Below are 18,690 nucleotides of genomic sequence, written 5' to 3'. Positions count from 1 at the left end.
TTGGCAACCGGTTAGTGAGCCACGTCCCCAGCTCCGATCCGGAGGGTTGGATGAACCGCTGCTTCGCCCTGCTCGCCCTTGTCGGCCTCGTTCCTGCGGTCGCCCCACCCGCCGTAGCGCAGGACGCCTCGTTCGGCTGCAAGGTGCTGCTCTGTGCGGCGGCCAGCAATCCGAGCTGGTCCGGCATTCCCTATTGCGTCCCGGTCATGCAGGAATTGTTTCGGCGGCTGGCACGCGGCGGCGGTTGGCCGTCCTGTTCTGAAGGGCACGCCAGCAACCCCGGCTATGAGCCCTACGAACCCTGTCCCTCCGGCCTGACGCCCGTCGCGGGATCGGCGGGCAGCGAAACCCCGCCGTCGCCCAACGGAGAGCTGTGCGCAGATCTCTCCAAGCCCGAGCGCACCTGCTCTGGAAGCGATGGCGGCTGTACCACCACATATCCGACGACGCCGCGCCAGCACCGGAAGGAGCCGTATTACGTCGACATCAGCTCGGCCAATGGCGTGCAGCGGTTCTACTTCTCGCTGCAGGGCTACTAGCATGGGCGGGGCATCGCTGTTCGCCGGGATTTTGGCCCTGCCACTCACCGCAACAGTGGTGACGGCTCAACCCGCGTCGTCCTGGTTTCCAGTTCCAGCGGACGCCATCTATCTGACAGGCGACAGCTGGTCGGACGGCGATCGGACCTACCGCCTTTATGGCGTCCAGGCCTGCCTGCGTGGCACGAGCTTCACGAATGGGCATGGCCTCAAGCGTGACTGCGGTGAGGCCTCGCTTGCCATGCTGGTCGCGCTGGTGCGCGATCTGAGACCGCAGTGCTATGATGCGGCCGAGTCGCCGCAACTGCGAACCGTTTTCGTGTTCTGCCTGGCCAGCCCGAACAAAGGGGCTGCAGCGGGTTCGCGCATCGATCTCGGCACCGCTTTGATCTCGACCGGATTTGCGTTCTCGGCATTGAAGCCGGACGGACAACCGGTCCATGCGCCGTACTTCGTGGCCCAACTCGTCGCGCAGCGATCCAAGGTTGGATTGTGGGCTTTTGCCGATGTTCCCGATCCGAACGCGATCATCCTGCGCGCCCTAAGGCAGCCCCTGGCCGCGCCCGGGACCGGGAGGTCCGACGGGAAAGAAGCGACGCCATAGGCATCAACATCCAGCACGAGGAGCGAGCATGCGAACCACAAATCTTTTCATCGTCCGCGGTTTTGTGGGACAGGCGCCGAAGGCGTTCAACAAGGCCGCCAAGGTCAATGTCGCGACCGATCGCGCTTGGACCGATACCAAGGGCGAACGACACGAAGAGACCGACTGGGTGACCGTCACCGTCCTCAATGAAAAGGCTGCGGCCTGGGTCATCGCCAACGTTGCGAAGGGCGATCCCGTCTATGCCGAATGTCGGATCGCCGACGGCTCCTATAAGAAGGACGGCGAGACGGTCTATACCACCGACATCATCGCCAACGTCTTCCACAAGCTCGACCTCGGTGCACGCGACGATGCGGCGGCATGACGGCTTGCTGCTCACGATCGCGCTCCTGGCAGTCGCTATAATGACCGCGGCTGATGCGCAGCCAGCCGATCGGAAGGACGGCGTCTATGCGCCGCAGGCGCCGCTTCAATCGCGGCCATTGCGGGTCGAAGTCATCGACGGTGTGCGTTTCCGCGATATTGAGACAGACGAAGTCTACCGACTCTACGGCATTGATACCTGCGCGCCCGGCCAAACCGCACGCCTGGGCAGACAGCCCTGGCCGTGCGGGACGATGGCTATCTCGTGGCTCGTTACGGCGACGCTGAATGCCTGGCTCGCCTGCAACACATTGCGGAAGGAGGCATCAGAACACCTGGTGCGTTGCGCCACGGCTGGCCATCCCGACATCGCCGCCGACATGCTCCGGGCCGGTGTTGCCGTGGCGCTTCCCGGCACGGAGCAGGATCCGCCCGTCCGGGTATACATCCGAGCCGAGCAGGATGCGCGGAAAGCCTTTCGCGGGCTTTGGTCGAGCACGTTCCAGATGCCGTGGGAGTGGCGTGCCAACCATCCGACGGCGCTGCCACTCGCACGCTCCGAGGCAACGCCATGAGCCGCGCCGCCGTTCTCATCATCCCCGTTCTGCTGCTGTCCTCCTGCGCTGCGCCGCAGCCATGGCCGGTCTCAGACTATGGGCCCCCCGCGCGTGAGACGCTCTACACGCCCGCCGTCGTCAAGCCCGGCCGTCTCGAATATGCTCCCGACCGTTCGACATTTGCGCCGATTTTGACCGAACGCTTTCCCTACCCGACCCAGCCGGAGGCCAATGCGGCTTATCAGAGGCTCCACGCTGGCGATGCCGCCGACGGCACCCCCTCGTCGGTATGGCTGTTCGGGTGCAAGCCAGGTGCGCTGGACGCGCAAACCGCCCGTGTGACCCGCTACCGCGGTCCCGTCGTTCACTGCGCTACGGATTTTCTGGACACCAGCGGTCGCCGTCTGCGCCGCGAGGCCGTGAATTTCTATTACCACGGCGACGTATGGAACATGCAGCCAATCGACCCGCCGCGCAGCGCGGTGCCCTGGCGCAACCGCGAGCGCTCGCCCACAGATTTCTGGAAGTGGTGGCCGGGGCGCGATCGCTACGAATAGCAGGCAGCACGATGCAGGCGGCAAACCGGTTGAGTCATTATATTAGATGTTATACGCAGCGCGTGTCGCCGGCTATTCGACCCGCTGCCGCTGTATTCCTGACGATGGAGCTCGCCGGGATGATGAACACTCCAACTTGGGCGCAAACGGTGACGCCGGACCCAGGGACGTGGCGGCCAATGGCCTATGCTGATCTACAGCGGCCCTCACGCGCGACCGCTACCTACACTGATATCTGGAAGGATGCGATCGAACGCAACAATGATGGCTATCGGCAACGCGGCGATCATCGCTTCGCGGGCGGTAACGCGCCCGTCACCGAAGCTCATTTCGTCATCTGGAGCCGCGGTCGTTCCGTTGTCCTAAGTATCCTCAACACGGCGATTGGATGCACGATCAAGACCGCGGTGCCGCAGGCGCGCGCGACGGTGAAGCTCTGCCCCATACGGATCGCGATTTACGAAGGGATTCAAGTCCACACGCTGGACGGCGGTTACGCTTGCTTTCTTGAGCTCGAGCCCGGCGCATCGCCCGATCCTACGGTGTCCGCCGCCTATGCGTCATATGACGTGCCGAAACGAACGCTGAAGACGGGCATGATCGTCAACCATAAGGCTGTCGATGGCTGCTCGCTGGATGTGCCGCTGGGCCGGCGCAATGCTGATTGAGGAGACACAAGGATGCGCTCTCACATGATTTGTCTGCTCGCCGCGGCGGGGCTGCTCGCCGCGGGGGCAGCGGCCGCGGCCGAAGTGGCTTTCACCTATAAGACCTCCTACCGGAACGTGAGCCAGGATCCCGACAAGATCTGGACCGGCGATGCGCTGGCAGCCGGCTCTTCCGGCACCGTGACCATTCACGAATATGAACTGCGCACCCCGCGCGGCGACTACTTGATCTCGCAGATATGGAACGACGACTGCGCGTCGGCGACCTGCCCCACGCGCCTCGTGCGCGTGGCACCGCACCAGCCGCCGGCCATCCTAGTCGACGACATGATGCATCAGATCGTCCCTCCCGATGATCCGCGCTTCGCCGGGCTGTCGAACTCGGGCCCGCAGGCCGCGTTTGCCGAGCATCCCTTTCTCCTTAGCGACGACGGCAAGACGCTGGTCAACGGAGACTTCAAGTTCGAGATCGGGTCGGTGAAGCCATGAGCCGCCCTCGCGCTGTCCAATCGGCTGTCTTCAACGCAGGCGTCGTACTTTGCCTGTCGGCGACGCTGGCGCTCGCGGGAGAATCCGCCGCGAGCCTGACCTCGGCCGGCATTCCGGCGAACTGCGCGAATTTTGCGGCCAAGGTCTCGAGCAGCGAGGGGAATTTCGGTTCTATCAACCAGGCGGGTTGCCTTGGGGCGTTCCAGTTCTGTCCGGGCACCTTCGAACGTTATTACAACGGCAATGCTCAAAGCTTTCTCAACGACCCCTCCGCGCAGGTCGCGGCCTGGACCCGATATCAGCAGGATGAGTGGTCAAAGGCGCAGAGCAACGGCATGACCTCGCTGATCGGGCAGCAGGTATGCTACGGCGGTCGCTGCGCCACGGTCGACCAGTCTGCGATCCTCATGGCCTGCCAGTTCGGCTGCGGCCCCCGCGGAAAGCTTGCAAACTATGCCGCGGGCGGCGACTGCAACGCCCGGAACGTCAAGGACGGCAATGGCGTCAGCGTCTGCAGTTATTTGATCCGTGGCGCCGGCTATGATGCCTCCTGTTTCACGGGAGACCAGTCGGCGGTTTGCCAACAAAGCCCGACTGGGCCGGGCGATTTCCCGACCTCCACCGGCATAGCCGCCAACCCGCCGACACCGTCGACAGCTTCAATCATCGTCAGCCCCACCGACGTCTAGATTGCCTGATGATCAATTCATCTCGGACGGATCGCGGATAATGAAGGGCGAGAAGAAATTAAGCTGATCTTCCGTCGACGTGCACAGATCGCCACCCCGATAATGGGCGTGAACCAGCGCCCAGAAGACGACTTCGTCGGATCTCCCGGCGAATAGCGCCTTCTGAAGCGTGCGCCCGATCAAAGTTACGGCGCGTAGATGATCGTAACGGGCATGCAGCTCGTGAGCAACGATCTTGGTATCGGCAGTTCGTATCACAAGCACTCCTCCATTTTATCTTCATCGCGTCACGCAGCCGACGGCCAGCACGCAGTTGGTAGAACCGGATCGGTGCACCCGCGTGCCGCTTGAATCGTCGTCAACGTTTCGCGATTGAATGACATGCGCAGCGCCACGACCTCGTCTCGGCCGACCCGTTTGGGAAACCCGAGCGGTCTCACAAAAAAGCGGAGCTGCATGGCGATCACCATAAGGCGCCAGTCGATCGCGACGGTGACGGTGTCGACCCGGTTCGCCGCCCCCCATTCGACGACGCCCTGCGCGAGCTCGAGGAAAGGACTATCGCCGCGCGGCCGCATTTCGCGGTGGCCTTGCGCCACACAAAAGCGCGTCCACTCGAAGATACGCGGGCCGCGGGGCGGTGCGCGCCGGCAAAGGTCCGTCAGCACGTTCGTCAGCAGGTGCGGACGGGTGGTCGGCAGCAGGCGCTGATAACCCACAATCTCTTCGCCGCGCAGGCAGATATGATGAACAGCATATGCGTCGTCGAACTGGTCACGCTCGCAACCATCGGGTTGACGCAGCTCCTCCCAGCCCTTCTCCTCGACGAAGACGCCGTGACGGAATCGGTGGGCGCGGTTCATCAGGGCGGGGTGCCGACTGACGTCCGAACCGGGGATGACCATGAGCATGTTGAACTCCTCGGCAATGAGAACAAGGCCGAGTTGCGCATGCTATCTGCCCACATTGTATGGGTACAAAGCTCCATTGAAATCGCGATTGGAAGCTCGTGCGGGACGACCCAAGGTCAAAAGCGGGCGATATTTCGGAAGCAATGGCACAGATTATCTCGCCGCGTATGCAATGCCGTAGGCAGGAACGCGAGCGAGCTCAGGAACAGATCTTGATCTGGGTTAAAGACCTGGCGCCTTCTCCTGTCAGTCTGACCTGCGCGCCTCGCGCATCTTCGAGTCAAGGAATGTGAAGCATGGCGTCAAACAGCCACCAAGACGACATGCCAGCGTCCCGCGGTGTCGAGGATCATGAAGCTGCAAAGCCTCACGACCGCGCCGTGCAGAGCGCTCTGGTCGAAGCCCAAAAGCAAATCCTTCAGTTCCTCCAGCGGCGCCTCGGCGATCGCGACGCGGCAGACGAGGTCTTGCAGCGCTTCTCACTGCGGGCACTCGAACGCGCATCTCAGCTCCACGATGTTCGAATGGTGCGCGGCTGGTTGGGCCGCATCCTCGCGACAACGATCGTCGACTACCAACGAGAGACGGCACGCCGCCGCCGCCGCGAAATCGTAGTCGATCAGGCTGAGGTCGAGAACCACCCCGTCGATGAGGAGCTCGACGCGGCGATCTGCAACTGTCTTTATCGCCTATTGCCGACGCTGAAAGCAGAATACGCCGACATCATCTGGCGCGCCGATATTCTCGGAGAACCGAGGAACCGTTTGGCGGAGAGTTTGGGGACGTCGTTGAACAATCTGACCGTGCGATTGCATCGCGGCCGACAGGCGTTGCGCAAACGTCTCGAAGAGATGTGCCGGACGTGTCCGGTGCATGGCTTCTTGGATTGCCATTGCGAAAAAGGCGAACAAACGCAAGCGTTCGCCGATGCCAAGGCCAAGACCACCCCATAACCCGGGGCGCTCGCCGATACTTCATGGCTGCACCCATACCGACCGCCGGCTGTGTGTCTGATCTGGCGCGATCAGGATCGCTCATGCACCGGTTCCAATTGAGAGCCAAGTAGGTCGCCTGCGACCTAAATCGTCGTTCTCAAGCGGGCCATCGAGGGACGAAACGCTCGCGTCATGAGGAACGAGACCCTTGTCGCGGCCATTCTCCCAGCGCGACGATCCAGAGGCCGAGCAGATTGGCCAGCGGCACGAATGCAAGAACCGACCAGAATGGTGAGTATCCAATCCGAGCGAGAATGCGCCCAATTGGGTAAAGCACCAAGGCTGCAAACACAACGAACGCGACCCAGTGCCAAGATGACCAGTAGCCGAGCATCATATACGAGTGGTCCATTATCGGAGCGTCCTTGGGGTGGTAACCTGCACGTTCATGGGCTGTCGGGTTACTCTGTTTTCGAGGGCGACCCACATGACGTGATCACGACGCGATCTGGCCGTTCGTCAGCGCCGCTTTGTCATAGGGAAATACGACATTCGGGTCGGGGAGGTCGCGCGCACGATCCTTTCCGCCGAATTCGAAACGCGTCAGAAGATCACGGATGACGTTAAGGCGGGCCTCCGATTTGTCGTCTGCGCGGACCATAGTCCACGGCGCGAAGGGCGTATGCGTTCTGGCCAGCATTTCATTGCGGGCTGTACTATAATCATCCCAGTGCTTTGTCGCAGCGTCGTCGATGGGACTGAGCTTCCACTGCTTCAGTGGGTCATCTCGTCGCTCTTTCAGCCGACGTTTCTGTTCACTCCGCGAGATATCCAAATAGTATTTGACAATGGTGACGCCGCAATGGGCGAGCAACTGCTCGAAGAGTGGTGCTGTCGTTAGGAATTCTTCATAGTCCTCGTCGCTGCAGAAGCCCATAACCCGCTCGACCCCGGCACGGTTGTACCAGCTGCGATTGAACAGCACGATCTCTCCGCCGGCAGGCAGGTTCGGAACCCAACGTTGAAAATACCAGGATCTCTGATCTCTGTCAGACGGCTTGCCCAAGGCGACAACACGCGTGTCGCGTGGGCTGAGATGCTCGACGATCCGCTTTATCGTTCCGTCCTTGCCGGAGGCGTCTCGTCCCTCAAAGAGCAGCAGAACCTTCTTGCCGGATTTAATGACATGCTTTTGGAGCCGCGACAGGTCAACCTGGAGCTCGCGAAGTGCTTTGCTCGCGGCGTCGCGCTTGTCCTTCTTACCCATTTACGAATCCTGCCATCTAGTCTGTCATGCATTCCGCCGTTGCAGGCGCTCAATTAGGCCTGGAAGGGATTTCAGGCCAAAGGTTCATTCCGGAAAGCGGTCTCCGCCAAACGGGTGACGGAATCGAGATCGTACAGGCCGCATACGGCGCGCTGTCCGCGTTACGCGGCTAGGCAATATCAACCCCCGCCGCAGCAGCTCGATCTTTTCGGTTGAACGCGCGCGGTGGAGGCTGAGCCACCCTGATCACCAGCGGATCCTGCCGTTGCCGCAGGTTGGGCGTCGCCTTCGTGAGACGCGCATGTGTCGCGGGCATGGGCTGTCCCACCTTCCGATCTCCTGTGGTCTCCGCAACAAGAGGCGGAAGTCGACGCGGCATGCGCGGGGGATTTGGTCTCGTCGACAGATTTCATCGCGATGGCTCCTGCTCCAAAGGCATGATGATAGAGGCGTTGCTGCTGCTTGCCCTTCGTGCGCATTCGCTTCACCATCCATGAAGCTAGCCATGTCAAGATGCGGCATCTTTAATCTCGATTAAGCATCAACGACCCTAGGCCCTTTAGTTGGTGCGCTCGGCCAAGTGGCTTCGATGGCTTCGTTGCTTTGCGTATTTGCGGGTTCCGGTGCGCGGCGTAGTTGCCTGGAGCCTGGTGAGGAGACCGATCATCAGCCTGACCGCCACGACCATGGTCCGAAGTGGACGGCTGCGGCCGGCGACGCACGCTCTGCAACTTCGGCTGGAGGCCATTGCTCAACTCAGTCGAACCTACGTCCACGGTCGGCGCTCGAGCCAGCCCATCGCCGTTTCGGGGTCCACGCCGGCGACCTCGATAAGTCGATCTGGGTTCAGTATTCGCAATCGACGATAGTGGAATTGAACGATACCCTCCTTGCGCATCGCGCTGAGCACGCGGTTGACGTGGACGAACGTGAGCCCCGTTGCATCACCGATCTGTTCCTGCGTCAGCGGGAGCGTCATCTCCTCTATATGATTGCCCGGCCATTGTGCGCGGTAGCGCGTGAACAGCTCGAGGAGCAGGTGCGCAACCCGCTCGCGGGCCGACCGCCGTCCGATGCTCGTCAGATGATCGAAGGCGAGGCTGCAATCGCGTGCCAGCGACCGCACCAGCCGCTGGCAGATCTCCGGTTCTGTGCGGGTATGGGCGGTCAGGACAGGGACAGGAATGACGGCTACGGTCACCTCCGTTAAGGCCTGCGCGCCGATCGTCGCGGGCCCTCGTCTTGACGGCAGAATCCCCAGGATCGCGCCCGGCAGCGCGAACTGAACGATCTGCCGTCGACCATCCTCCAACAGCGTATAAACAGCTACCCAGCCATCGAGCAGATTGAAAACCGATTTGCCTGTCCACCCTAGGCTGAACAGGTCGCGGCCGGCTTCGATTTTGCGATCGCCCGTGTGGTAGCCGGGAAGCAGACGATGTTGCTCGGTCGGCAAAGCTCCACCGGCCGACGTGCCTGCCGGCGCGCCGTCCTGCGCCTCCTGGCGCCCGCGACGCCGTATCAACTCATCGCCCCGCGCGCAGCTTCGGCGGCTCGCGTCAGCCAACGACAATTCACGTAACACCAGTCCATTCCGCTCGCGCTCGACGGTTCCCCAATCGTCGCGGCGGAGCGACCGGGCTGTCTTTTCTGTTAAAGACGCTCGATCCAAGCTCACATTACACCTCCCGGGCGCGAAGCCCGTTGCGGCAGCTGCTCACGCAGCCCAACAAATTCTTTGGCAGAAATGTCGCTGATGACCGTTGGCCCGTGCCAAGTCACTCAGTCGGGCGTAGCCGAACTCAGCCATGTCCCCAACGAAGCAGCGGGGTACAGGATGGCCAGGAAGCCCTAGAGGTCGCAAAAGCGCGGGACGGGAGGATCGCTTCCGAGTAAGACGAGCCGCGCAAGATCCTCGCGCGAGGGCAGCAGCGCAGAGGACTCCAGCCGAATGGTCAGGACATCTTGATCCTGTGGTGGCATCGGCAGATAACACATGGCGCACATGCTCTTGCAGCAGCGCACATCATGGAACAGGCAATCACTCTTCTGCGGCGCGGAAACGAGTACCGCCGATACGCTGGCGTCGCTCTGCGGCCTGACTTGGCCGGCATGACCCGCATGAGCCTGCGCCGATGCCCCTTGCGCAAGCAAGGACAGCGTGCAGAACATCAGCAAGGCCAGGATCCTGAGCATTCGCTCGCCCCTATAGGCTTTCCGTTGGCGGCCGCGCCGCAACCGCGCGCGCAGGATGAACCTTATCCCTCTTGCGCTGTTGAAAGAAGCCGACGGCTAATCTCCATCACATTCCAGGAAAACGCGTCTTGATTCAGATCAATCACGCGAACCTATCGGCCACGGAACGGCCCTTCCCTTGAAATCCCGTGCCCTTTCATGGCGTTGGTCGCTGTTCGATCGATGTTTGATCGAGATTAAAGTGCAAATGCCCCGGCCATGATCTCTAAATGCTCTAGGACGTGTCCTGCGGATCGGAAATGCCCACGATAGACCCGACACCGGCAGAACGAACGCGATGGGTCGCGCTGCTCGTCTCGCGCAGCCGGCAGAGAACCCTCCTGTGCCCGTTCTTCGCCAAATGCGATGGCCTGCTCCTGATCGACCCGCTCTCGCCGGCTCGAGAATTTCGACCGAATCGTGAGCGAACCAGCGAATCCACCTGTGAGCTCATCCTCTCAAGCGGAGCCACCAAGCTCGTCTGCGGGTTTATCGGCAGCGCCGAGCGGGAGCGCCTCGCCGCGTCCGGCATCGACATCCGCGTTGGTTCGTGCGCGCGATCGGTGGCAAGCCTGGTGCGCGAATTCAGTGCCTTGCCATCGGTCTCTTCGGTTCGGGGGGATGATGCCTCGCCGGCCGCCGCACCTTCTCGTGGCGCGAGGGGGCTTCGATACGCAACGACGAGCACAGCCTTGAAACCGCGCCGGTCCCGACGGACCGACAGACATTAGGTCGGCCGCCGCCTGCGGCTTCCGCGCGCCGGCGTCGCCGCTTTAACCGAGATTAAAGACTGGCTCGCTGGAGGCGCTCAAACGTTCGCAGGTGAGCAGACGCGCGATTTGCCAAACCGCTCACGGCAGCGGCCCTTCGTTTCCTCGGGAAGGACTATGCCCATCGTCATTTGGCAAGGTCACTAACCCGGCGAGGCCGTGATGCAACCACACACCGACCACCTGAACCAAGAGCCACAGCGGCCGAGCCGCTTCAGCGCGGCGAACATTGCACTCTACGGCTTTCTGGCGATCGCCGCATTCTACCTGATCACGGAACATAGCGCGCATCTTCTGGGCTGGCTGCCCTTTCTTCTCATCCTTGCATGCCCGCTCCTGCATGTGTTCATGCACGGCAAACACGGCGGGCATGGCGGTGACCAAAATACCCCGACGTCGCCACCTGGCCAATCCCCGCACCAGCATTGATGATCTCAGCGGAGCGCCCCGATGCACGACAGTATTCCAGCCTACGGTCTCTGGTCCCTCGTTGTTCTGAACTCGATCGTCTTCATTTTCTTCGCGTTCAGCTTCTTCAAGCCGGCGACGCCGCGGGACTGGCGCTCCTTTGGCGCCTTCAGCGCCTTCATCATCGCGCTCTTCACCGAGATGTACGGCTTTCCCCTGACGATCTATCTGCTCTCCGGCTGGCTGCAGTCGCGCTATCCCGGCGTCGACTGGTTCTCGCATGACGCCGGCCACCTGCTCGAAGAGCTGTTCGGCTGGCGCGCTAATCCCCACTTCGGTCCCTTCCATATCCTGAGCTTCGTCTTTATCGGCGGCGGCTTCATCCTGATCTCCGCCGGATGGAAGCCGCTGTATCAGGCGCAACGGCAGCACAAGCTGGCAACGACAGGCATCTACGCGCGGATCCGGCATCCGCAATATGTCGGCTTCGTCCTGGTTATGTTCGGCTTTCTGCTGCAGTGGCCGACGCTGCTGACGCTCGCGATGTTCCCTGTCCTGGTCTTCATGTATTGGCGACTTTCCAAGCACGAAGAACGCGAATCTGTCGCCGAATTTGGCGACGCCTATGCGCGCTATATGCGAGAAGTTCCGGCGTTCATTCCGCGTCTCTCGGCGCAGCGCGCCGATGCGAGAGGATGAGCGCAATTGTCGAACCGATAATCGACTCAACCATTTATGACTTCAGCGCTGCGTCTGTTCAATCCACGTTAAAGTCTGCTGCCCGTCCACGCGCATTCTAGTCCGGGTTTGCGTCAAATCGACTGAGAAAGCGCGGCCATGGATGCCCTTGTTTTCAAATCTCTTCGTCGTCTTATCAAAACCGGAAGTCTCACGATAACGACAGCCAATGGTATCGCCCGAACATTCGGTGACGGCTGCGGCTTCGCGGTTGCGATACGGTTCAGATCTGCCACGGCGCAGCGACGGGTCCTGCTCGATCCGGAACTGCACCTTGGCGAGGCCTTCGTCGACGGCGACCTCCTTGTCGAGCAGGGCACCATCACGCAGCTGCTCGAGTTGCTCTTGTCCCAGGATCGCACCGGCGCCCCGCCGATCGCGACAAAAATGCTGTCCGGCCTGCGCTTCGCCCTTCGGCGGCTGGCGCAAAAAAACGACCGCAAGCGATCCAGGCGAAACGTCGCCCATCACTATGACCTCAGCGGGAAGCTTTACAAAATCTTTCTCGACAGCGACATGCAATATAGTTGCGCCTACTTCGAAAACGCAGACATGTCCCTGGAAGAGGCGCAGCAGGCCAAGAAGCGCCATATCGCAGCAAAGCTGCGAGCCCGTCACAATGCGCGCATTCTTGACATTGGCTGCGGCTGGGGAGGTTTGGCACTCTACCTCGCTGACACGTTCAACGCCCGCGTCACCGGAATCACCCTCTCGGCCGAGCAGCTCGAATTCGCCAAGGCCCGCGCCGCTGCTGCTCTAGATCCGGGACGTCTCGACTTTCGGTCGCAGGACTACAGGGACGTGACCGAACGCTTCGATCGCATCGTCTCCGTGGGCATGTTCGAACATGTCGGCGTGAACAACTATGACGCCTTCTTCCGAAAATGCCGCGATTTGCTGGATGAGGATGGCGTGCTTCTGCTTCACTCGATCGGCCGCTCTGATGCGCCGGGCTACACCAACCCCTGGATCGCGAAGTATATCTTTCCAGGTGGATACATCCCGGCGCTTTCCGAGGTGCTGCCGGCGATCGAGCGGGCGGGCCTCGTCGTCACCGACATTGAAATCCTCCGCCTGCATTATGCGGAAACGCTCAGACACTGGCGCGAGCGATTTCTCGCCCGCCGCACTGAAGTGGTCGACCTGTTTGATGAGCGCTTCGCCCGCTTGTGGGAGTATTATCTCGGCGTCTCCGAACTCGCCTTTCGCTATCAAGGCATGATGGTGTTCCAGATACAGATCGCCAGACGGCAGAACGCCGTACCGCTCACCCGCAACTATATTCAGCAGGAAGAACACCGCTTGCAGGGCGTCATGATCGACCAGCCGGAATGCGAACGGATAGAGGAGGCCGCCTTCGCGGCGGTCAGCTGAAAAGCCGTGCCGCCGCAATGAGCCGGTCGCGTGCGCTCGCCAATCAGAGGGTCATTCTTGCGCCGACCGGCCGCTCATAATCCGAGCCAGTCGCACAACCCGCGCGGAATGCGACGGCTGAGGAGGAAAGCTGCGGTGATCGAGAAAACAGTGATGGCGCCGAAATGCCACAGCAGGACCATCGCTCCCGTGTCCAGGCTGTGAAACAGGTTCAACATGGTTGCGGGCAGGGAAAAGGCCGACAGAGCGGCAATCGCGATGATCGGTCCTCGCCACACAATGAGGCCGACCCGGCTGACGCCAACGAGGGCGAAGAAAACCGGCACGCCGACTGCCCCGATGATCAGCGGGCATTGCGGGCTGGTCTCGAAGGCCCAGGCACGCCAACCCTCACGGAAGAGGTCGACGGCAATGCTTGCTGACTCCGAGACGAGCCATAGCCCGCAAGCAACCAGCGGAACCAGAAGCCAGAGCCACGATCGGCCTGGGGTGCCCAGTATGAGCACCGTTACGAGACCTGTGACAAAGATCATCGCGGAGGTCGCGATAGAGGCGACGAACATCGCATCCGCCAATCGGGAGGCGAGATCGGCACGAAAAGGCTGCGCAAGTGCGAGCGGGGGCAAGACGATCGCGAGAACGGCAGCCATCGAGAGCCGATGGGTGCGGATCCGCCTTTCGATTTGCCAAGGCCGTAGGTCGGCGACAAGCCTTTCGATCAACCGTTCCGTTCGAAGTCGGTGCCATGTCATGGTCAGCCTCCAGACGAGGGCCTACCCATATCTTTCGTAATCAAGCAGCACTTTGTTACTAACGCGCTCTTGAGATCTCAGTCCGGACGAATCCGAATGGCGGCGGCGATCGCGCGCTGGCGTCGCTTGTGCCCGGTCTATTGAACGTGAGCGCTTGAGAAGGTCACCGACACTGGGCGCGAACGTGCCGGAACGATAACCGTGACGGCGATTTCATACCGATCGTTGCCCGGAAGGGTGATAAATCCCCCGTAGGTGACGGTGTTCTCTATCCTCATGGGATCGAGCTCTACGGTTTGTTGGCCGACATGACCAAGGCCGCCGATCGTCGCGGATACCCGCGCATTCTCGATGCGCGCAGCCGTTTGCGCATCGAACACCGCCACGACGATGTGTTGCTGATGGCGTCCCGTTCCGGCGCCGCCGTGCATCGTGCTTTCCGAGTGAGCGGTTGGATGTCCTCGAACGACCGCCGCCGGCACGAGGCCAAGATAGACCGCCAGGCCATCCGCTTGGCGATAGCCATCATCAGCGACCGCCGTGCCGATCGCCAACATCATTGCGACGATGACGCCACCAGCGCGCCGCAGCCACGCCCGCACAACCATCTGATCTGCTCCGATCACACTCACATCGCAAACTCGCGGCGGTCCAGAATCGCGGCGTCGGGACCCACAGTCCGACCTATTGGCCGCGTTTCCGCAACCACTCGCGCATCCGATCGATTTCGGCCTGCTGGCCCGCGATCATCTGCTCAGCCATGGCCTTTACCGGCTCGTCGGATCCGAACTGAAGAACCGCCCGCGCCATGTCGATCGCGGCCTGATGGTGCGGGATCATTCCCTTTACGAAAGCCACGTCCGGGTCTTTCGCCTGCATCGCTTCCATCATCGGCATGTGCATGCCCATCATCGCCCGCATGTAGGCCTGCGAGGCCGACGGTAACGCCGCCAGGCATGCCGACATGTGCTCGCCCATCATGCCTTTCATCATCCCCATCATCGCTGCGCATTGCTGCTGTGGCACCATTGCGGCGGGCGGTGAGGCCGGGGCACCCGCATCACCGTCGTGATGCGCGTCATGCTGCGCAAGGGCGAGCGTCGGCGCGAACAGGACCGCGAATGCGAGCATCGCTTTCAACTTGAATTGCATGAACAGGCCCTCCTCATATCGTTCGTTGTGCTGTTGCGGCCGCGCAACGCCAGGTGTCATTTACCGCTGAAGCGCTGGATAGCCCGCCACCTACTTTTCAATCCTTGAAGTACGGTAGAACGCGCCACCATGGCTGAACTTAACTTCGATCAAGGATCGATCAGCTTCGGCCCTCGACAGATGAGTCCAGTTACTCAACTGAGACAAGGTGTGGGACGCGCTCGCGCGGTCCTGCGCGTACTATGTCGAGCGGACATCAGGCGACCGAGGCGGGGCTGTCATTTGGCGCGTTGCGAGTGGGGCACGAACATAGGTGAAGAGCTGGTGACGAATGACCTTTCGCCGATTCGAGGCCGGAAGAACGGCGCTTATCACGGCCCGGAAGCAGCTTCTTTGCTCCCGTTATTCTCCGGACGCCTGGAGATCTGACAATGCGCATTGTCGTTGCACTTGGAGGGAATGCGCTGCTGCAGCGGGGACAGCCTATGAGTGCCGATGCTCAGCGCGCCAATGTGCGAAAGGCCGCCCTGGCGCTCACCGATCTCGCAAGCAGCCACGACATTGTCGTCGCTCATGGAAGTGGCCCGCAAGTGGGATTGCTCGCCCTGCAAGCCGCCGCATTGAAGGAGGTTCCGCCCTACCCCCTCGACGTCATCAGCGCTGAAAGCATCGGCATGATCGGCTACATGATCGAGCAGGAGCTCGCCAACGCCCTTCCGCCGGCGACCCGGCTGGCGACCTTGCTCACACACATCGAGGTAGAGCACGACGATCCCGCGTTCGGCCGGCCCGAGAAGCCGATCGGTCCGATTTATGCGGCCCAGGAGGCCGAACGAGCCCGCGCCGAGCATGGCTGGCCCATGGTTGAAGAGACGCCAGGCCGCTGGCGACGCGTTGTCCCTTCCCCGTTGCCGAAGCGGATCGTTCAGATCGAGGTCATCCGCATGCTGGTCACGGCCAAGGTCGTCACCATCTGCGTCGGCGGCGGCGGCATTCCAGTCATCCGCAAGCCCTCCGGCGACCTTCAGGGCGTCGAGGCCGTCATCGACAAGGATCGCGCTGCCGGACTGCTGGCCGCCGACCTCGCCGCCGATGCATTTCTGATGCTGACGGATGTCGATGCCGTTTATCTCGACTGGGGCACGGCTCAACAACGTCCCGTGCGACGTGCGCGACCCGATGAACTTTCGGCCCACCAGTTCCCACCCGGCTCCATGGGGCCGAAGGTGGAGGCCGCCTGCCAGTTCGCCGTGACGCCCGGCCGGATCGCGGGCATTGGACGCCTGGAAGACGCCCGGAAGATCCTCGAGGGCAAAGCCGGGACAACCATCACACTCGGATAGACGCCTTCGCTTCCCCTTCCTTCGAGATCCTGCCAGAGGCTTCGTCGGGCGCACCGAGGCGACGGACACGCTGAACTTGATCTGGATTAAAGATTTCAGGGCGTGTGGCGGCGAGGTTCGTGACAAGGACGTTGTCGCTCCAAGTTATGATCAGTGCGGCAGAGACACCTATTGCTCGCCATGGCCACGCTCTGGCCAGGCCATCTGACGGACGAGGACGAATGAGCTCACCGCATTCCCATCACGATCACCACGACCATCAGCAGCACACTAGTGCAAAATCCGGATCCGACGCCGGTCACGGCGGCGCCAAAATCGTTGCGGCTGCCGGGTCCAGCCATTCGGACCATGCTGGTCACGACCACGGAGCCATGGTCGCAGATTTCCGCCGTCGATTCTGGGTCACCCTGATCCTGACGCCTCCGGTGCTGGTGCTTTCGCCGATGATCCGGGATTGGCTCGGTCTCACGGATGTCCTGTCCTTCCCAGGTGACGGGCTGGTCCTCTTCGCGCTGTCGACCATCGCCTATCTCTACGGCGGCTGGCCGTTCTTAACCGGCTTCTTCTCCGAGCTCCGCAAGGGACAGCCCGGGATGATGACGCTCATCGCGATGGCGATCTCGGCGGCGTATTTCTTCTCGGCGGCGGTCACATTCGGTTTCCCGGGCGAGGCGTTCTACTGGGAGCTCGTCACGCTTATCGCCATCATGCTGCTCGGCCATTGGGTCGAGATGCGCTCGGTGATGGGTGCGTCGCGCGCATTGGAGGAGCTAGTCCGGCTGTTGCCTGACCACGCCACACGCATCGATCCCGACGGCACGACGCACGATGTATCGATCACGGATTTGAAGCCGGGTGACCGCGTCATCGTCCGCCCGGGCGCCAAGGTGCCGGTTGACGGAGAAATCGTCGAGGGATCGTCAGGCTTCAACGAAGCCATGCTGACGGGCGAATCGCGTCCCGTCACCAAGACGGTCGGTGCAACGGCGATCGGCGGGGCGATCAACGGCGCCAACGCCGTGACCATCAAAGTGACCAAGACAGGTGACGCGACCTATCTCGCCCAGGTCATCGATCTGGTGAAAAAAGCCCAGGCGACGCGTTCGCGGACACAGGATATCGCCAACAGGGCGGCCGCCTGGCTGACCTACATTGCCCTGGTCGTCGGCTTCGGAACGCTGTTCGTCTGGTGGCTTTGGCTCGGCGCGCCGCTTGAGTTCGCACTGGAACGCATGGTCACCGTGATGGTCGTGGCTTGCCCGCATGCCCTTGGGCTTGCCGTGCCGCTGGTGGTCGCCGTCAGCACATCGCTGAGCGCCAGCAACGGCCTACTCATCCGCGACCGCGCCGCGTTCGAGCGGGCACGCAATCTCGACGCTGTCGTGCTGGACAAGACCGGCACGCTGACGGAAGGCCGCTTCGGGGTTAGCGACATTGTCCTACTTGCTGATGGGGACGAGAACACGGAACTCACATTTGCCGCGGCAGCGGAAAATCAATCGGAACACCCTATCGCTCACGGCATCGTCGCCGAGGCCAAGCGCAGGAACCTGACCATTCCCAAGGCCAGCGAGGTGAGCAACATCACAGGCGAAGGCATTGTCGCGAAAGTCGATGGCCAAGACATCCGTATCGTCAGCCCCGGCCATCTCGCCCGGCAGGGCAAGCCCGTCACGCACGACAAGCTCAAGCAACTCGAAGCTCAGGGCAAGACGGTGGTAGCGCTGCTGAGGGATGGCGCACCGCGGGCACTCTTCGCACTCGCCGACATCGTCCGGCCGGAATCCAAGGACGCGATCTCCGAGCTGACGCGGCTTGGCATCAAGCCGGTTATGTTGACGGGCGATGCGAAGGGCGTCGCCGAGAGCGTCTCGAAGGAACTTGGCATCGCGGAGTATTTCGCAGAGGTGCTGCCCGACCAGAAGTCCGACAAGATCAAGGAACTGCAGGCCCGCGGGCTCTCGGTTGCGATGGTCGGTGATGGCGTCAATGATGCGCCAGCGCTGGTTCAGGCGGACCTCGGCGTCGCCATCGGTGCCGGCACGGATGTTGCGGTCGAGTCCGCGGATGTCGTGCTCGTGAAGAGCGATCCGCGCGACGTCGCGGCCATTCTGGGACTGTCCCGCGCCACCTACCGCAAGATGGTGCAGAACCTCATCTGGGCGACGGGTTACAACACCGTGGCGATTCCGATGGCCGCCGGGATTACCTTCGGCACCGGCTTCCTGATGACGCCGGCCGTCGCTGCGGTCTTCATGTCCGCCAGCACCATCATTGTCGCCATCAATGCGCAGTTCCTGCGCTTTTACCGCAGGCAAGGATAATGGGCTTCTGCA

General features: G+C 61.8%; 22 protein-coding genes. 14 read left to right on the top strand and 8 right to left on the bottom strand.

Annotated elements, in window-relative coordinates:
* Positions 1-50: 50 nt before the first annotated feature.
* Genes KIO74_RS30570 through KIO74_RS30535 form a run of 8 tightly spaced genes read left to right on the top strand, consistent with a single transcriptional unit; the run spans position 51 to position 4,469 of the window.
* Entirely contained in the window at positions 51-539 is a 489-nt protein-coding gene (locus KIO74_RS30570; RefSeq protein ID WP_034462675.1) for a hypothetical protein, read from the top strand.
* A 1-nt stretch (position 540) separates the two neighbouring features.
* A complete protein-coding gene (locus tag KIO74_RS30565) occupies positions 541-1,143 on the top strand; it encodes a thermonuclease family protein (RefSeq protein ID WP_034462674.1) in 603 nt (200 codons plus the stop codon).
* A gap of 28 nt (positions 1,144-1,171) precedes the next feature.
* On the top strand, positions 1,172-1,510 hold the full coding sequence (locus KIO74_RS30560; RefSeq protein ID WP_034462673.1) for a single-stranded DNA-binding protein: 339 nt from the start codon (positions 1,172-1,174) through the stop codon (positions 1,508-1,510).
* 40 nt (positions 1,511-1,550) lie between these two features.
* Positions 1,551-2,084, top strand: a complete 534-nt coding sequence (locus tag KIO74_RS30555; RefSeq protein WP_051443757.1) for a nuclease — start codon at positions 1,551-1,553, stop codon at positions 2,082-2,084.
* On the top strand, positions 2,081-2,623 hold the full coding sequence (locus KIO74_RS30550; protein WP_034462671.1) for a hypothetical protein: 543 nt from the start codon (positions 2,081-2,083) through the stop codon (positions 2,621-2,623). Before KIO74_RS30555 ends, KIO74_RS30550 begins: the two co-directional genes overlap by 4 nt.
* Before the next feature lie 11 nt (positions 2,624-2,634).
* Positions 2,635-3,291, top strand: coding sequence for a hypothetical protein (locus KIO74_RS30545; protein WP_034462670.1), 657 nt, complete (start codon positions 2,635-2,637; stop codon positions 3,289-3,291).
* A gap of 24 nt (positions 3,292-3,315) precedes the next feature.
* Entirely contained in the window at positions 3,316-3,780 is a 465-nt protein-coding gene (locus tag KIO74_RS30540) for a hypothetical protein (RefSeq protein WP_249731671.1), read from the top strand.
* Positions 3,777-4,469, top strand: coding sequence for a hypothetical protein (locus KIO74_RS30535; protein ID WP_034462668.1), 693 nt, complete (start codon positions 3,777-3,779; stop codon positions 4,467-4,469). Before KIO74_RS30540 ends, KIO74_RS30535 begins: the two co-directional genes overlap by 4 nt.
* Positions 4,470-4,481: 12 nt before the next feature.
* Here the strand turns inward: KIO74_RS30535 and KIO74_RS30530 are convergent, their stop codons facing one another.
* Complete coding sequence (locus KIO74_RS30530; protein WP_034462736.1) at positions 4,482-4,727, bottom strand: hypothetical protein; 246 nt, start codon at positions 4,725-4,727, stop codon at positions 4,482-4,484.
* 29 nt (positions 4,728-4,756) lie between these two features.
* Positions 4,757-5,380 (bottom strand): acyl-homoserine-lactone synthase, encoded by a 624-nt coding sequence (locus tag KIO74_RS30525; RefSeq protein WP_213339575.1) that lies wholly within the window; start codon positions 5,378-5,380, stop codon positions 4,757-4,759.
* Between the two features lie 296 nt (positions 5,381-5,676).
* Between KIO74_RS30525 and KIO74_RS30520 the strand changes: the two genes are divergently transcribed.
* Entirely contained in the window at positions 5,677-6,333 is a 657-nt protein-coding gene (locus KIO74_RS30520; protein WP_081739991.1) for an RNA polymerase sigma factor, read from the top strand.
* 478 nt (positions 6,334-6,811) lie between these two features.
* On the opposite strand, the gene ppk2 is transcribed toward KIO74_RS30520, so the two are convergent.
* From ppk2 to KIO74_RS30505, 3 genes are all read right to left on the bottom strand, one after another.
* Positions 6,812-7,582 carry a polyphosphate kinase 2 gene (ppk2, locus tag KIO74_RS30515; RefSeq protein WP_034462666.1) on the bottom strand — a complete coding sequence of 257 codons (771 nt, stop codon included), beginning with the start codon at positions 7,580-7,582 and terminating at the stop codon, positions 6,812-6,814.
* A 766-nt stretch (positions 7,583-8,348) separates the two neighbouring features.
* Positions 8,349-9,167, bottom strand: coding sequence for a Crp/Fnr family transcriptional regulator (locus tag KIO74_RS30510; RefSeq protein WP_291980129.1), 819 nt, complete (start codon positions 9,165-9,167; stop codon positions 8,349-8,351).
* A 266-nt stretch (positions 9,168-9,433) separates the two neighbouring features.
* A complete protein-coding gene (locus tag KIO74_RS30505) occupies positions 9,434-9,778 on the bottom strand; it encodes a hypothetical protein (protein ID WP_034462665.1) in 345 nt (114 codons plus the stop codon).
* Between the two features lie 971 nt (positions 9,779-10,749).
* Between KIO74_RS30505 and KIO74_RS30500 the strand changes: the two genes are divergently transcribed.
* The 3 genes from KIO74_RS30500 to KIO74_RS30490 all read left to right on the top strand — a co-directional run bounded on the left by KIO74_RS30500 (position 10,750) and on the right by KIO74_RS30490 (position 13,107).
* Positions 10,750-11,016 (top strand): DUF2933 domain-containing protein, encoded by a 267-nt coding sequence (locus KIO74_RS30500; protein WP_034462664.1) that lies wholly within the window; start codon positions 10,750-10,752, stop codon positions 11,014-11,016.
* A gap of 21 nt (positions 11,017-11,037) precedes the next feature.
* Complete coding sequence (locus tag KIO74_RS30495) at positions 11,038-11,694, top strand: methyltransferase family protein (protein ID WP_213339574.1); 657 nt, start codon at positions 11,038-11,040, stop codon at positions 11,692-11,694.
* A 138-nt stretch (positions 11,695-11,832) separates the two neighbouring features.
* Positions 11,833-13,107: a cyclopropane fatty acid synthase gene (locus KIO74_RS30490; protein WP_034462662.1), complete on the top strand. Its 1,275-nt coding sequence runs from the start codon at positions 11,833-11,835 to the stop codon at positions 13,105-13,107.
* 74 nt (positions 13,108-13,181) lie between these two features.
* Here KIO74_RS30490 and KIO74_RS30485 read toward each other — a convergent pair whose 3' ends face one another.
* The 3 genes from KIO74_RS30485 to copM all read right to left on the bottom strand — a co-directional run bounded on the left by KIO74_RS30485 (position 13,182) and on the right by copM (position 15,011).
* On the bottom strand, positions 13,182-13,859 hold the full coding sequence (locus tag KIO74_RS30485; RefSeq protein WP_213339572.1) for an NrsF family protein: 678 nt from the start codon (positions 13,857-13,859) through the stop codon (positions 13,182-13,184).
* A 137-nt stretch (positions 13,860-13,996) separates the two neighbouring features.
* Complete coding sequence (locus KIO74_RS30480) at positions 13,997-14,467, bottom strand: hypothetical protein (RefSeq protein ID WP_191321162.1); 471 nt, start codon at positions 14,465-14,467, stop codon at positions 13,997-13,999.
* A gap of 76 nt (positions 14,468-14,543) precedes the next feature.
* Positions 14,544-15,011 (bottom strand): CopM family metallochaperone, encoded by a 468-nt coding sequence (copM, locus tag KIO74_RS30475; protein WP_213339571.1) that lies wholly within the window; start codon positions 15,009-15,011, stop codon positions 14,544-14,546.
* A gap of 431 nt (positions 15,012-15,442) precedes the next feature.
* On the opposite strand from copM, the gene arcC reads away from it, so the two are divergent.
* Both arcC and KIO74_RS30465 read left to right on the top strand, forming a co-directional pair.
* The gene (gene arcC, locus KIO74_RS30470; RefSeq protein ID WP_191321163.1) at positions 15,443-16,354 is read left to right on the top strand and encodes a carbamate kinase; all 912 of its coding nucleotides are present in this window, start codon (positions 15,443-15,445) and stop codon (positions 16,352-16,354) included.
* Positions 16,355-16,725: 371 nt separating this feature from the next.
* Positions 16,726-18,678: a heavy metal translocating P-type ATPase gene (locus tag KIO74_RS30465; RefSeq protein WP_249731670.1), complete on the top strand. Its 1,953-nt coding sequence runs from the start codon at positions 16,726-16,728 to the stop codon at positions 18,676-18,678.
* The last annotated feature ends 12 nt before the right edge of the window (positions 18,679-18,690 follow it).

The sequence above is a fragment of the Chelatococcus sp. HY11 genome (assembly GCF_018398335.1).
Classification (GTDB): domain Bacteria; phylum Pseudomonadota; class Alphaproteobacteria; order Rhizobiales; family Beijerinckiaceae; genus Chelatococcus.
This window is presented reverse-complemented; position numbering and strand designations above follow the sequence as displayed.

What these genes read in the sequence shown, in the direction of transcription:
- KIO74_RS30570 (WP_034462675.1), top strand. Translation starts at nt 51, where the DNA reads ATGAACCGCTGCTTCGCCCTGCTCGCCCTTGTCGGCCTCGTTCCTGCG.
- KIO74_RS30565 (WP_034462674.1), top strand. Translation starts at nt 541, where the DNA reads ATGGGCGGGGCATCGCTGTTCGCCGGGATTTTGGCCCTGCCACTCACC.
- KIO74_RS30560 (WP_034462673.1), top strand. Translation starts at nt 1,172, where the DNA reads ATGCGAACCACAAATCTTTTCATCGTCCGCGGTTTTGTGGGACAGGCG.
- KIO74_RS30555 (WP_051443757.1), top strand. Translation starts at nt 1,551, where the DNA reads ATGACCGCGGCTGATGCGCAGCCAGCCGATCGGAAGGACGGCGTCTAT.
- KIO74_RS30550 (WP_034462671.1), top strand. Translation starts at nt 2,081, where the DNA reads ATGAGCCGCGCCGCCGTTCTCATCATCCCCGTTCTGCTGCTGTCCTCC.
- KIO74_RS30545 (WP_034462670.1), top strand. Translation starts at nt 2,635, where the DNA reads ATGCAGGCGGCAAACCGGTTGAGTCATTATATTAGATGTTATACGCAG.
- KIO74_RS30540 (WP_249731671.1), top strand. Translation starts at nt 3,316, where the DNA reads ATGATTTGTCTGCTCGCCGCGGCGGGGCTGCTCGCCGCGGGGGCAGCG.
- KIO74_RS30535 (WP_034462668.1), top strand. Translation starts at nt 3,777, where the DNA reads ATGAGCCGCCCTCGCGCTGTCCAATCGGCTGTCTTCAACGCAGGCGTC.
- KIO74_RS30525 (WP_213339575.1), bottom strand. Translation starts at nt 5,380, where the DNA reads ATGCTCATGGTCATCCCCGGTTCGGACGTCAGTCGGCACCCCGCCCTG.
- KIO74_RS30520 (WP_081739991.1), top strand. Translation starts at nt 5,677, where the DNA reads ATGGCGTCAAACAGCCACCAAGACGACATGCCAGCGTCCCGCGGTGTC.
- ppk2 (WP_034462666.1), bottom strand. Translation starts at nt 7,582, where the DNA reads ATGGGTAAGAAGGACAAGCGCGACGCCGCGAGCAAAGCACTTCGCGAG.
- KIO74_RS30505 (WP_034462665.1), bottom strand. Translation starts at nt 9,778, where the DNA reads ATGCTCAGGATCCTGGCCTTGCTGATGTTCTGCACGCTGTCCTTGCTT.
- KIO74_RS30500 (WP_034462664.1), top strand. Translation starts at nt 10,750, where the DNA reads ATGCAACCACACACCGACCACCTGAACCAAGAGCCACAGCGGCCGAGC.
- KIO74_RS30495 (WP_213339574.1), top strand. Translation starts at nt 11,038, where the DNA reads ATGCACGACAGTATTCCAGCCTACGGTCTCTGGTCCCTCGTTGTTCTG.
- KIO74_RS30490 (WP_034462662.1), top strand. Translation starts at nt 11,833, where the DNA reads ATGGATGCCCTTGTTTTCAAATCTCTTCGTCGTCTTATCAAAACCGGA.
- KIO74_RS30485 (WP_213339572.1), bottom strand. Translation starts at nt 13,859, where the DNA reads ATGACATGGCACCGACTTCGAACGGAACGGTTGATCGAAAGGCTTGTC.
- KIO74_RS30480 (WP_191321162.1), bottom strand. Translation starts at nt 14,467, where the DNA reads ATGGTTGTGCGGGCGTGGCTGCGGCGCGCTGGTGGCGTCATCGTCGCA.
- copM (WP_213339571.1), bottom strand. Translation starts at nt 15,011, where the DNA reads ATGCAATTCAAGTTGAAAGCGATGCTCGCATTCGCGGTCCTGTTCGCG.
- arcC (WP_191321163.1), top strand. Translation starts at nt 15,443, where the DNA reads ATGCGCATTGTCGTTGCACTTGGAGGGAATGCGCTGCTGCAGCGGGGA.
- KIO74_RS30465 (WP_249731670.1), top strand. Translation starts at nt 16,726, where the DNA reads ATGGTCGCAGATTTCCGCCGTCGATTCTGGGTCACCCTGATCCTGACG.